A 12,289-nucleotide genomic window follows, 5' to 3' on the forward strand; every position below is an offset into this window, starting at 1 on the left:
CGACTGCCGTACACGCATCTTGATCGATTCACGAAGGAAGAACCGATGTCCTCCAGCCCGCTCGCCTCGGTGCTGTTCGTCTGCGTCCACAACGCCGGCCGGTCGCAGATGGCCGCCGGATTCCTGTCCCACCTCGCGGGCGACCGGATCGAGGTCCGCTCGGCCGGCTCCATCCCGGGTGACCAGGTCAACCCGGCCGCGGTCGAGGCCATGAAGGAAGTCGGCGTCGACATCGCCGACGCCAAGCCGAAGGTCCTGACCACGGAAGCCGTTCAGGCGTCCGACTACGTCATCACCATGGGCTGCGGCGACGCCTGCCCGATCTTCCCCGGCAAGAAGTACCTCGACTGGGCCCTGGAGGACCCGGCCGGCAAGGGCGTCGAGTCCGTGCGCCCGATCCGCGACGAGATCAAGACCCGCATCGAGGCTCTGATCGCCGAGATCGACGCCAAGCAGGAGGCGTGACCTCCGTGACCGACACCGGCATACGCGAGGTCATCGTCATCGGCTCCGGTCCCGCCGGATACACCGCCGCCCTCTATACCGCCCGGGCCCAGCTCAAGCCGCTCGTCTTCGGCGGCGCGATCTTCGTCGGCGGGTCGCTCACCACGACGACCGAAGTAGAGAACTTCCCCGGCTTCCCCGAGGGCATCGACGGCCCGGACCTCATGCTGAACATGCGGGCGCAGGCGGAGCGGTTCGGTGCGGAGATCGTCGAAGACGATGTCGTCTCCGTCGACCTGCTCGGCCGGATCAAGGAGGTCACCGACTCCGCCGGCACCGTCCACCGCGCCAGGACGGTGATCGTCGCGACCGGTTCCGGTTACCGCAAGCTCGGCCTGCCGAACGAGGAGGAGCTGTCCGGCCGGGGCGTGTCCTGGTGCGCGACCTGTGACGGCTTCTTCTTCCGCGACCGCGACATCGTGGTCGTCGGCGGCGGTGACACCGCGATGGAGGAGGCCACCTTCCTCACCCGCTTCGCCCGCTCGGTCACCGTCGTCCACCGTCGCTCCGCCCTGCGCGCCTCCCAGGTCATGCAGAACCGCGCGTTCGCCGACGACAAGATCTCGTTCGCGTTCGACAGCGAAATCGCCGAGATCAAGGAGAGCAACGGCATGCTCGGCGGCGTCGTCCTGCGCGACGTCTTCACCGGCGCCACCCGCGACCTGGACGCGACCGGCCTGTTCATCGCCATCGGCCACGACCCGCGCACCGAGCTGTTCGAAGACCAGCTGGCCTTGGACGGGGACGGCTACCTCACGGTGCAGTCCCCCAGCACGCGCACGAACATCCCGGGCGTCTTCGCCGCCGGCGACGTCGTCGACCACACCTACCGTCAGGCCATCACCGCCGCTGCCAGCGGCTGCGCGGCCGCCCTGGACGCCGAGCGATACCTTGCCTCGCACACGGCGGGCGAACCCGGACCAGAGCTGGTCGCCGTCTCGGCGTAGTGCCGCAGCGGTTGTTCACCACCTTCGGGAGGCGGTTGGATCAGGCCGGGTCGATGTTCACGAAACCGAGAGGCACCCGATCCGGAGCCTGCTCGCGGCGTATCGGGACGGTGGTCTCCCAAGGGGGCTGTGGTGGCGTGGTCAACGGGGTTGCTCGGGTTCGTTGCCGGGCTCCTGATATCGGTGGCCACCTCGCCCGTCGGGGTGTCCGGAGCGGTCTTTCTGCTGCCCGTTCAGGTCAGCGTCCTGGGTGTGCCGAGTCCGGCGGTGACGCCGACGAACCTGCTGTACAACGTGGTGGCCGGCCCCGGCGCTCTCCTGCGCTACTGGCGGGCCGGGCGGCTGGGAGGACCACTGACCCGTCTGCTCATCGCGGGTACTGTGCCCGGCGTCGTGATCGGCGCTGTGATCCGAGTCTTCGCCGTTCCCGGCCCACGGATCTTCCGCCTTCTCATCGCCGCGTTGCTGCTGCCGCTCGGACTGTGGCTGGGGCTGCGGACCGTGCTCCCGGCACCAGTCCACGCCATTCGCCGGCCATCGCCTCGCGCAACGAGGGCCCTCGCCTTGTCCGTTGGGGTCGCCGGGGGCATCTACGGGATCGGGGGCGGCTCTTTGCTCGGCCCGATCCTCGTCGGCCGCGGAGTACCTGTGGCCGCCGTCGCGCCGGCCGCTCTGGCCTCCACGTTCGTGACATCCGTCGTCGGCGCGGCCACCTACGCGCTGCTCTCCCTGGCCGCCACAGGCGATGTCGCTCCCGACTGGTCGCTGGGCCTGTCCTGCGGCCTCGGAGGCCTGGTCGGCGGGTATCTCGGCGCTCGCCTCCAACCTCACCTGCCCGACACCGCACTCCGGCTCCTGCTGGGCACCCTCGCCACCGGCATCGGCACGCTCTACGCCATACAGATCCTGGACTGACCACACATGGCTCAGCCCTGATGAACGCGGTGCGCCCTCCGTGGGACCGTTGCCACTTCGGGCCGTTCCCCGGCCCCTGTACGGCCCCCGTACGGCCCCTGGGTCTTGGGGCGCCCCTCAGAGCAGTCGCCCGGACCGCGAGCGGCACCCTTGAACACCAACTCCGCCGCGGGTCAGAGGGGTTTGATCTCCTCGGAACGCTGCCGAACTCCAAACCCACGAGCAGCGGATTCAGTCCGTTCAGGCGAAGTTGACGATCCGACACCCAAAAAAGAACGTTTCCGCAGGTCAGATCACGTGAAAGGTGGGGCGGGTGGGACTCGGCCCATGGCCGACGGACTTTGTGGGGCGCAGGCGGTCGGCGACTGGCCGGGAGAGCCCCTCATCGAAGAGTGGCAGGATCGCTACGGTCGGTTTCCATCGGTCTCCCGGGTCGCAGGCGGGCGTGTGCGGACGGGGCGAGCCCTTTCACGGGACGCTGACGAGCGAGGGCTCGCCGTTCGCGGGGAAGCTCCCGGCGCTCATCGGGCACCAGGGCGGTCGCTTCGCGGCAGCCGCTCGGCGACCAGGTCGTAGGAATCCTCGACCGCGTCGGTGACCAGCCGCTCGGTGATGCCGGGTCCAGGCCCGAGCGAGATCCAGTGGCGTTTGTCGAGATAGCGGCCCGGTGTGATCGAGGCGTAGCCGCGTACTTGCGCGCGGGCGTGTTCGGGTTCGCACTTGACCGTGATGATCTGATCGTCCGGGTCGTCGGTGACGATCAGGAACACCTTGCCCGCGACCTTGTACACGTCGAGTCCCGGGGTGAAGGGGTATCCGTGGCTGACGTCGGGGAGGGAGAGGGCCGCCTGGCGGGCGGTGTGCTGGAGCCGGTCGCCGGCCGCGCTCACCGGGCCGCCCGTGCGCCGGTGCCGTAGGTGTGCGGGTCGACGGGCCGCTCGGCCTTGGGCAGGTGGGCGACGACGAGCCGGTAGGAGTCGGTGACGAGCTCCCCGACGAGCTCCTTGTCGACGCCTTCTCCGCCCTCCAGGGTGATCCAGTGCTTCTTGTTCATGTGGTAGCCGGGAGTGATGTGGCTGTACTGCTCCCGCAGGGCGTGGGCCTCGCCGGGGTCCGCCTTGAGGATCACGACGGGACGCCCCGGGACGTCGGTCATCAGCATGAACACCTTGCCGCGTACCTTGTAGACCTCCCAGTCGGGGCCGAAGGGGTGCTCCAGCTGGGCTCCGGGGAGTTCCTCCGCGCAGTCGGCGGCGGTCTTGTGCAGGGCCGATCCGTTCATGGGTGGTGAGCCTTCTCGGGTGGTGACGGACTGTGGCGTCGAAGGAGGCGCAGGGCGCGCCGCGCGAGCGCCGTGGCATGTCCCATCCTTCCGTCGAAGCCGACGGGAAGGGCGGTAGGCTGCGGACACGTGATGGTCGACAAGCGACACTCCGGGCCGAGCGGGCAGGCCGGACCGGCTGCGGTTCCGCTGTACGGTTTCCAGCCCCCGGTCGGTACTCCGTACGGCCTTGAGGTGAGTACCGTCGAGGATTTCTTCGCCCAGCACGACGACTGGCCGTGGAACCCGCCCCGTCCGGGCCGTGCCACCTTCCACTACCTGATCCTGGTCACCGAGGGTGAGTTGCGGCACGACGTCGACCACGTCACGCGGACCGTCGCCCCCGGCGAGTGGCTGTGGGTGCGTCCCGGGCACGCGCAGTGCTGGCATCCGCCCGGCGCGGCCCGCGGCCCGTTCATCCTGTTCGAACCGGACGTGCTGCGGCCCGACCTCGCCCGTCTCCTGGCCCCGCTCACCGCGCACGAGGCCCCTGCCGTGCTCAGCCCGCACCCCGACGACACCGCCTGGCTCCAGCAGACGGCACTCCAACTCCTGGACGAACACCGCGCACTGGGGCGCCGCCCCCTCGGCATCCACCACGCCCTGCGGCGCAGCCTGCTCGAATCGCTGCTGCTGCGCCTGGCCAACTCTCCGGGCATCGCCCCCATCGGCACGGCCACGGCCGGCACCGGCCGTGGCGACAGGTACGGGCGCTTCCTGGACGCCTTGGAACTGCACTTCCGCGAGCTGCATCAAGCCGCGGACTACGCCGAGTTGCTCGGCTGTTCGGTCCGCACCCTGAGCCGTGCCGCCCGGGACGCCACCGGCAAGGGGGTACGTGAACTCATCGACGAGCGGCGCCTCCTGGAGGCCCGGCGCCTGCTGGGAGGTGCCCGGTGGGATGCCCGGACCGTGGCCGTCCACCTCGGCTTCACCGACCCCGCGAACTTCGGCCGCTTCTTCCGCGACCGCACCGGTCTCACCCCGGCCGCCTACGCGGCCGGCGAGGCGAGGACCGACGTGTGACGAAACCCGGCGCAGGCCCCTTGCCCGTCAGGAGGCGATGGCTGCCTTCGCGGTCTGCGTGAACGCCCAGTGGGAGTGGACGATGTGCCATTCGCCGTCGATCAGCCGGTACGCCTCGGTGGCGTTCCAGGCGCGCAGTTGCCGTTAGTTGCCGTCCTCGAGGACGTAGGTGTTCAGGCAGTAGGCCAGGACCGCGAAGCCACCGCTGTCGGCGACGCTCACCGCCGGGTTGAGGTACTCACTGCGCGTTGTCGACCGTCGCGCATCGGGGTGGTTGGTTGTCGTTTCTCGGTTGCCCAGGTCTCAGCCCTCCAGGACGACGACGTGCTTGCCCGGCGTGGTGCCGGACTCGACGTCGGCCTGGGCGTCACGGACCTGTTCCAGGCCGTGGTAGACCTTCGCGACCGGGACTTCGAGGCTCCCTGCCGGACAGCGGTCACCTGATGGTCACCAGGCGACGCCCGTCCGCTCCTCTTCTTCTCCTGGCCCGTCGCCGGGCAGGCGAGGGCGACCTGAGCCCTGCCGTCAGCGGGCTCCCTGGCTCGACACGCTGGCTTGCCCAGGAAAGCCGGTGCAGCTCGCGGGCCCGAGCATGCCCGCTGGTCATGCTGCCGCATTGGGCGGTGATCTTCCTGGCCTCGCCCAGGAACGCGAGCCGGCTACAGAAGGCGACGGGTGGGGTGTGACGTGGCGGGGGAGGGCTTCGTTGATCTTCTGAGGTTCGTTCTCGGGGGCCGGTACCTGCCCTGGAAAACAGTGCGGGGGCGAGGGAGGAACACAGCGGCAGGACGTCTGTGGCCGCCGCTGCGGAGCCCACTCCCACTGCGCTCCCGTCGCCTTCACCGTCGCGGATGCAATAGCCGACTTCCCCGCCGGCCCCTACGACGTCATCACGTGCGTCGCCACGATCCACCACCTGCCGTTCACCCAGGCACTCGCCCGATTCCGCCGTCATCTGGCGCCAGGAGGGACCCTGGTGATCGTCGGCCTGTCCCGCGCCCGGACCCCGGCAGACCACCTGTTCGGCGCCGTCGCCATCCCAGCCAACGCCGCCATGGGCTGGCTGAAGAACAAGGGTCGCGCATCGCCGCGGCCCGTCTCCATGACAGCCCCTACTCACTCAGCGGACATGGCCGTCGGTGGGGCCAGCCGCTCTCCCTGCGGGTGGTGATCCAGCCGCGGTTGATCCAGGCGTAGAGGGTGGAGGTGGTCCTGTCCGGCTCGGCGGCCAGGTGCTCGAGCCACCACCCATCCGGACCGGCGCTGCTGCCCAGCCCGCGCACACCTGTTCGCAACAATCCGAAGCCGGACAGGGCCCGTTGGCGACCGTCACACCGGCCTGACCAGTCGCGGAAGGCTTCCAGAGCCGCTCGAGCGCAGCGCGCGCGGTCCGCCGGATCGTGGACACGCAGCAGGGCTCCCGCCGAGGGAGCTGCGGCATGTCCCCGACTGCGTTCATCCGCTCGGCAGTCGGAGCAGTTCGCGCCAGCGGTCGCGGAGGGTGGCGCGCAGCAGGTCGTGGAAAAGACGGTAGACGGTCGTGTCGTCCTCCCGGTCGGTGACCAGATAGGCGCCGAGGCGGGAGCCAAGGAGCCACGCGATCTCGGCGTCGCCGTAGTAGCCGCCCTCGTCGTCGACGGCATGGGCGACCAGGGGCCAGATCCCACGCCAGGGCAGTCCGGAGCCGTGGGCGAAGGCGACCGCGCGCAGCAGGACCACCGCGCGGCGGCGGTCGTCGGGTTCGGGCAGGCTGTGGTGCAGGTCCTGACGAAACACGCCGAGGACGCCCTCCCCGAGGGCGGCGAGCCAGCCGGGGTGGTCGGCGGTGATGACCCCGCCGCTCGCGGCCAGTGAGGACGCGGCCATCCGGCCGATGAGGAACGACCGCCCGGCGCGCTCCCCGAGCGCGGTCGCCACCGACTCGGTGGCCCCGGCCGGGGCCACGGCATAAGGCGAGCCACGAGTGTTGCGCAGGATGCTGTCAACGTAGGCGACGACATCGTGCTGGTTCCACCACGGCGCCTGGTCCACGACGATGCGGCGGGCGCGCAGGGCGGCTTGGGCGGTGTCGGCCATGGCTGCCGTATCGGAGGCGGTCACTGGCGCATGAGGGGATTCCTCGTTGGCGGCCAGGGAGCGGACCCCCACGAGGAGCCGGATGCGCGGGGCGTCCGGGTCGGGTTCGAGGCGGGCGAGGACCTCGCGAAGGAGAGCGTGTGGGTCGGCTGCCTCGTCCAGGGCGTCGAGGACGATGGTGAGGGGCCGTCGCCGACCGCGCAGCCAGGTGTGCCACGACGCCAGCCGCTCCTCGACGGTCGGCTCGAGGTGGTCGCCGACCGGTGCGGGCACCAGGAGGGCGTGGCAGATCTGGGCCAGGATCCGGGTGTGCAGCTTGCCGGTGGCGACCACCGCCACGTCGACGGCACCGGGCGGCGGGCGCAGGACGGCGGGGACGGCAGCCGCATCGGCCGCGTGCCGGTCGAGGAACTGCTCGTCGCTCAGGGTGACCAGCCGCGCCAGGACAGCGGACTTCCCGCTGCCCGCGCCGCCGGTGACGATCGTGGCACCGGGTGCTCCCGTCGCGGCGGCAATGAGTTCGCGCATCAGGTCGGCGCGGCCGGTGAACAGCCAGCCCTGCTGTCCGTCGTTGGCGACGCCCCGGGAGCGGGGCCCCCAGTGCGTCTCCAGGTCGCGCCGGTCGAGGGCGAGGTCGTGCCGGGCAGCCCTGACCTCGACCGTCGGATCGGCCCGGTAGTGGGGGTTCGGCAGGCACAGATGCGGGCGGTCGCGGCGGCTTCCGTAGAGCGGGTCGAGCAACTGGCCATCGCCCAGGTGGTATTGCACGCCCGCGAGGAAGTCGTTGACCGTCAGATACGGGTCGTGTCCGTACTTCTCCCCCTGCGGCGACGCCAGTTCGGCGAGAAGGGCGGAGATCGCCCCGGTCAGCGCGCCGGTGACAGCCTTCTGGTTCCTGGTGGCGCTGGGCAGCACCACCCAGGTGTCGGGAGGTTCGGCGTCCCGGCTCTGGGCTTCCAGGGCGACCCGGCCGGCGTGGCAGGCGTCGAGGATGAGCAGCAGATGGCGGATCCGGGTCTCCGCCAGCCAGCCGATCAGATCCGCTGTCCGGAACGCCGTCTTGCCGACCTTGGAGGTGTCGGTGGTCTTCAGGATCAGATAGTGGGTGCCGTCGGCGGTCAGGCCATGGCCCGTGACGAACACGACGGCGGCGTCACTGTCACGCCACTCCTCGTCGGCGGGTGGTTCTTCCAGCGCGTCGCGGATCTGCCGCTTGGTGGGGTTGGCGGCCAGTTCGGGATAACCGCACCGGAAGCGGCGGCCGTTCAGCCGCTCGGCACACAGCCACTCCCGCATGGCCCTGACCTCGTCGCCGACCGCGAGGGACTCCAGGTGCGGGTCGTCGTACTCGCCGGTGGCGATCGCGACGAAGTGGCGCCGCAGGACCTCCTCGTCGGGGACGCCGGGGCCCTCTCCCCTGGTGTCGTGGCTTGCGGCGACGTGCGCCCCGGTGCCGTGGCTGTTCACGCGGCACCCAGGTGGGGAAGGACGCCCAGCAGGACCTCGCCGGTGGCCCTGCGGTTCAGATAGCGCTCCACGGCATGGGCGTCGGCCCCGTTTTCCACCACGATCTCGTCTCCCTCGCCCATCTGGGGCCACCAGGTGCGCAGCGGTCCGGCGCAGGCCACTGGATCGCGCGCATCCCGTACGTTGACCCACGCGGGGACCTCCAGCGCGCCGACGTGCAGATGTCTGCGGACCATCCGCAGACCGAGAGGTGAGCCGAGCGTCAGCAGCAGCTCGACGCCGTGGCCAGGGTTGCGGCGCAGGTACTCGTAGGCCACCACCGACCCGAGCGAATGCCCGATCAGCACCCGGCACTTGGAGCCAACGGTCCCCTCGACCCGTGCGTCGACGCGTGCTTTCACATCGCCGTCGTGCAGATAGCGTCGGACCTGCCGCAGCGCGCCGACGGCCAGGACTCCGGCGGCGGAACCGAAGCGCCGGTCGATCGCGCGCATCAGCACCTGAACGGTCCGCGGCATGCGGGCACGTCCCTTGTCGGCCGCCCCTTCTGCCAGCGCGATGTCTTCGGCGCTCACCGTCTCGGTCAGCGCCTCGACGACGTCCGCCAGCTCGCGCTCGTCCATTCCCTCCGACACCGTGTCGGAGTAGGCGGACTTGGTCACCCCGCCGGTCCCTCCGCCGGCTCTCCCGGGGTCGAGGAAGACGTCTCCGTAGAACGCCAGGTCCAGGGGCGGCTGAGCCACCTCACGGTCCAGCGCCCGTTCCAGGCCGTCGGCCAGGGCCGGCGTCCACGCCGCCAGCAGCTGGTGACGGCCCAACTGGTGCTTGGCGATGCCGTGCACTCCGACCAACTCACTCATCGTTTCCCGTCCCTTGGTGGAAGTCCGTCACAGAGGCCCTTGGTGGAGCCATGGGGGAAGACACCGAACCTGCCTCGTGGACACCGGCGTTCATGTGGCGGCGTGGAGCTCCAGGCAGGCCACACCCGCACCGGCGAGAAGGATCCACAGATCGCCCTCCACATCGACCGCGCACAGTCCTAGTACGCCGCTGGTCGTCGCCAGCGGATGTGCGATCTCCGAACACGTCCGCAGATCCCAGAGACGCACGGTTCCGTCGCCGCCTCCGGTGACAGCGACGACCCGCCCGTCGGGCAACACAGCCGTGGTCACCGCGTGTACGGCGCCGGTGTGGCCGGTCATCGGCTCGCCGACCGCGGCGCCGGTCGTCAGGTCCCACACCCGCACCGCCGTGTCGCCACCGCTGACGGCGGCCACCCGTCCGTCGGGCAGCACGGCCACCGTCGCCTCGCCGCCTCCGGTGACGGCGACCACCCGCCCGTCGGGCAGCCGTGCCGTGGCCAGCGCACCGACCCCCTCGGCGTGGCCGGTCATCGGCTCGCCGACCGCGGCGCCGGTGCTGAGGTCCCACATCCGCAGCCCCGCGTCGGTGCAGGCCGCGACAGCGACCATCCGCCCGTCGGGCAGGGCGGTCACGGCCAGTGCCCGCACGCTTCGGTCGTGGCCGGTCAGCTCGTGGATCCTGGCACCCGTGACCAGGTCCCACACCCGCACCCTCCCGTCCAGGTCCCCGGCGGTGACGGCGACCACCCGCCCGTCGGGCAGCCGTGTCGCGGCCAGCGCAAACACGCCGAGGAAGTAGCCCGTTTCCAGGTCGCGGACCAGGGCTCCGGCGGCCAGGTCCCACACCCGGACGGTCGAGTGCCAGCCGCTGCACATGACCGCGACGACGCGTCCGTCCGGCAGCACGGCCGTGACCGCGGTCCCGACCCCACGGGTGTGGCCGGTGTCCAGTTCGGCGATCGGCGCTCCGACAGCCAGGTCCCAGACCCGCACCGTCTCGCCGCTGCCGGTGAGCCCCACCGTCCGCCCGTCGGGCAGCTCGGCCGTCGACACCGCACGGATGATGCCGGAGTGGCCGGCCAGGGGGCCACCCCCCGGGGCGGCACCGGCGAGGTTCCAGACCCGTACGGTCCCGTCCTCGCTACCGATGACGGCGACGACCTGCCCGCCCGGCAGCACCGCCGTGGCCATGTCCCGGACTTCGCTGGTGTGACCGACCGCTATCTCACCGTTCGGGGCACCCGTTGTGAGGTCCCACAGCCGTAGCGTCCGCCCGCTGCTGCTGATCGCCACCATCCGCCCGTCGGGCAGCGCCACGGTCGCCACCGCCGCGACACTTCCGTCGTCACAAGCCGTCAGGTCGCCGAGAGCGTCGCCGGTGACCAGATCCCACACCCGTACGGTGCCGTCATCGCGGCCGGTGACGGCGATGGCGCGGCCGTCGGGCAGGGTCGCCGTATCAAGCGCCCACACCGCGCCGGTGCGTCCGATCGGTGGGTTGCGGACCGGGGCGCCGCCGAGGATGTCCCATACCCGTATCCTCCGGTCCGATCCACCGCCGAGCACCGCGACGACGCGGCCGTCAGGGAGTGCCGCGGTGGCCAGCGAGATGACGCTGACGCCCTGGGGAGTCATCGGGTCGCCGACCGGGGCGCCCGTGGCCAGGTCCCACACCCGGGCAGAGCCGCTGTCGGACTCGCTGCACCCGAGGACGGCGACGACGCGGCCGTCCGGCAGGACCGCCGTGGCGAGCTCCGGGGCCCTGCCGGTCCAGGTCAGCGGGTCACCGATCAGGGCGCGGGTGGCAATGTCCCAGACCCGTACCGTCCCTGCCTGACCGCCAGACGCCGTGACCGCCACGACCCGTCCGTCGGGCAGCACCGCCGTGGCCAGCGCCCGTACCTCGTCGGTGTGGCCAGTCATCGGGTCCCCGACCGAGGCGCCCGTGACGAGGTCCCACACCCGTACGGTCCCGTCCTCACCGCCGGTGACCGCCACCGCGCGCCCGTCGGGCAGCACCGCCGTGGCGACCACCCGGACCCCGCCGTGGTGGCGAGCGATGATCTCGCCCCGGTCGGCCGGCCAGTGCACCCATCTCGGCCGCCAGACCGAGCCGGGATGGGTCACCCCGTCCAGGGGGAGCCCGCATGCGGCCAGCCGGAACCGCAGCGCGTCGGCGTTCGCCGCCGGCTCCTCCCATCTCCAGGCGTGGGCGACCTGCCGCCAGATCGAGAGGACGTCCCCGTCAGGTCCGTACACCCCGGCCGTCAGGGCCCGCAGTGGCAGGGCGTCGACATACGGCAGGAACTCCAGGGACAGCAGCGCGTCGTCCAGCACCTGTCCCTCGGCCGCGTGTTCCACCAAGTGCCGGCGCACATAAGCAGGCGGGGCGATCACTGCCCCCGCCAGTGGGCGCGGGCGGGTCAACGGGGCGAGTTCCGCGGCGATCCGCGCCTCGACGGCCCGCACTTCAGCAGCGCGGACCGCGGCGTCACGCGATTCATGACGGCGCGCCTCGGCGTCGGGTACCTCGCCATCGTGTACCCCTGCGTCACGCACCGCGCCGTCGCGTGCACGGTGAGCCGACGACTCACCCCGATCGTCGTCCTGCGCACCCTCAGCTGCCATGTCCCTTGCCTCCCCGCACAGTTGTAGAGGACGAAGAGCGGCTGCGGGCCTCAAGGACACCCATGATCGACATATGCGCCTCCCCGACCGTTCCTGACCGTTTGCGACGCCCAAGTCCGGTCCAGCCGACGGTCTCTTGGCCAGCGTCGGTCCAGATGGGGATGCCGACGAGGTGGAGTGCTGAGTGCCGGCTGGTGGGCGATGGCGAGTTGGTTTGTCGGTTCGCGTGGCCAGGCCGCGCCACTGCTTGAGGCGGTTGATGCACCGCTCGACGGTGTTGCGCTGCTCGTAGGCCTGGGGGTCGAAGCGGGGCGAGCGGCCTCCGTGGCGGCCCCGCCGCCGGCGATGGCCGATCCGGTCGGACGGCTGCGGGATGACCGCGCGGATGCCGCGGCGCCGGAGGTGGCTGCGGATGGCACGGGTGGAGTGCGCGCGGTCGGCCAGGGCAACGAGCGGCCGGGTCCGTGGCCTCCCAGGTCGATGCCGGACAGCGTCCCGGCGTCACCCCCGAGGAGGCCGATCGTGATCACTGTTGATCTCAA

At 71.2% G+C, this 12,289-nt stretch carries 10 protein-coding genes and 1 pseudogene; 5 read left to right on the forward strand and 6 right to left on the reverse strand.

Translation table 11 applies throughout. From position 1 onward, the window contains the following. The first annotated feature begins 45 nt into the window (after positions 1–45). The 3 genes from G9272_RS05860 to G9272_RS05870 all read left to right on the forward strand — a co-directional run bounded on the left by G9272_RS05860 (position 46) and on the right by G9272_RS05870 (position 2,366). Positions 46–465, forward strand: a complete 420-nt coding sequence (locus G9272_RS05860) for an arsenate reductase ArsC (protein WP_171395532.1) — start codon at positions 46–48, stop codon at positions 463–465. After that, positions 462–1,451, forward strand: a complete 990-nt coding sequence (gene trxB, locus G9272_RS05865) for a thioredoxin-disulfide reductase (protein ID WP_171395533.1) — start codon at positions 462–464, stop codon at positions 1,449–1,451. The genes G9272_RS05860 and trxB overlap by 4 nt, the downstream gene beginning before the upstream one ends. 132 nt (positions 1,452–1,583) lie before the next feature. Continuing rightward, entirely contained in the window at positions 1,584–2,366 is a 783-nt protein-coding gene (locus tag G9272_RS05870) for a sulfite exporter TauE/SafE family protein (RefSeq protein WP_171395534.1), read from the forward strand. 521 nt (positions 2,367–2,887) lie between these two features. Here the strand turns inward: G9272_RS05870 and G9272_RS05875 are convergent. Both G9272_RS05875 and G9272_RS05880 read right to left on the reverse strand, forming a co-directional pair. After that, positions 2,888–3,256 carry an MmcQ/YjbR family DNA-binding protein gene (locus tag G9272_RS05875; protein ID WP_171395535.1) on the reverse strand — a complete coding sequence of 123 codons (369 nt, stop codon included), beginning with the start codon at positions 3,254–3,256 and terminating at the stop codon, positions 2,888–2,890. Then, the gene (locus G9272_RS05880) at positions 3,253–3,648 is read right to left on the reverse strand and encodes an MmcQ/YjbR family DNA-binding protein (RefSeq protein WP_171395536.1); all 396 of its coding nucleotides are present in this window, start codon (positions 3,646–3,648) and stop codon (positions 3,253–3,255) included. The genes G9272_RS05875 and G9272_RS05880 overlap by 4 nt, the downstream gene beginning before the upstream one ends. A gap of 234 nt (positions 3,649–3,882) precedes the next feature. Between G9272_RS05880 and G9272_RS05885 the strand changes: the two genes are divergently transcribed. After that, positions 3,883–4,713: a helix-turn-helix domain-containing protein gene (locus G9272_RS05885; protein ID WP_253267726.1), complete on the forward strand. Its 831-nt coding sequence runs from the start codon at positions 3,883–3,885 to the stop codon at positions 4,711–4,713. Positions 4,714–5,016: 303 nt separating this feature from the next. Here the strand turns inward: G9272_RS05885 and G9272_RS46140 are convergent. Next, positions 5,017–5,136 (reverse strand): annotated as a pseudogene (locus G9272_RS46140) (NADPH:quinone reductase); the annotation flags it as partial. A 433-nt stretch (positions 5,137–5,569) separates the two neighbouring features. Between G9272_RS46140 and G9272_RS05895 the strand changes: the two are divergent. Continuing rightward, complete coding sequence (locus G9272_RS05895; protein WP_171401864.1) at positions 5,570–5,884, forward strand: class I SAM-dependent methyltransferase; 315 nt, start codon at positions 5,570–5,572, stop codon at positions 5,882–5,884. A 284-nt stretch (positions 5,885–6,168) separates the two neighbouring features. Here G9272_RS05895 and G9272_RS05900 read toward each other — a convergent pair whose 3' ends face one another. The 3 genes from G9272_RS05900 to G9272_RS05910 all read right to left on the reverse strand — a co-directional run bounded on the left by G9272_RS05900 (position 6,169) and on the right by G9272_RS05910 (position 11,747). Continuing rightward, complete coding sequence (locus G9272_RS05900; RefSeq protein WP_171395538.1) at positions 6,169–8,256, reverse strand: caspase family protein; 2,088 nt, start codon at positions 8,254–8,256, stop codon at positions 6,169–6,171. Next, positions 8,253–9,116, reverse strand: coding sequence for a hypothetical protein (locus G9272_RS05905; protein ID WP_171395539.1), 864 nt, complete (start codon positions 9,114–9,116; stop codon positions 8,253–8,255). Before G9272_RS05905 ends, G9272_RS05900 begins: the two co-directional genes overlap by 4 nt. Before the next feature lie 90 nt (positions 9,117–9,206). Then, positions 9,207–11,747, reverse strand: coding sequence for a WD40 repeat domain-containing protein (locus G9272_RS05910; RefSeq protein WP_171395540.1), 2,541 nt, complete (start codon positions 11,745–11,747; stop codon positions 9,207–9,209). Between the last annotated feature and the right edge of the window lie 542 nt (positions 11,748–12,289).

This window comes from Streptomyces asoensis (assembly GCF_013085465.1).
GTDB classification, from domain to species: domain Bacteria; phylum Actinomycetota; class Actinomycetes; order Streptomycetales; family Streptomycetaceae; genus Streptomyces; species Streptomyces cacaoi_A.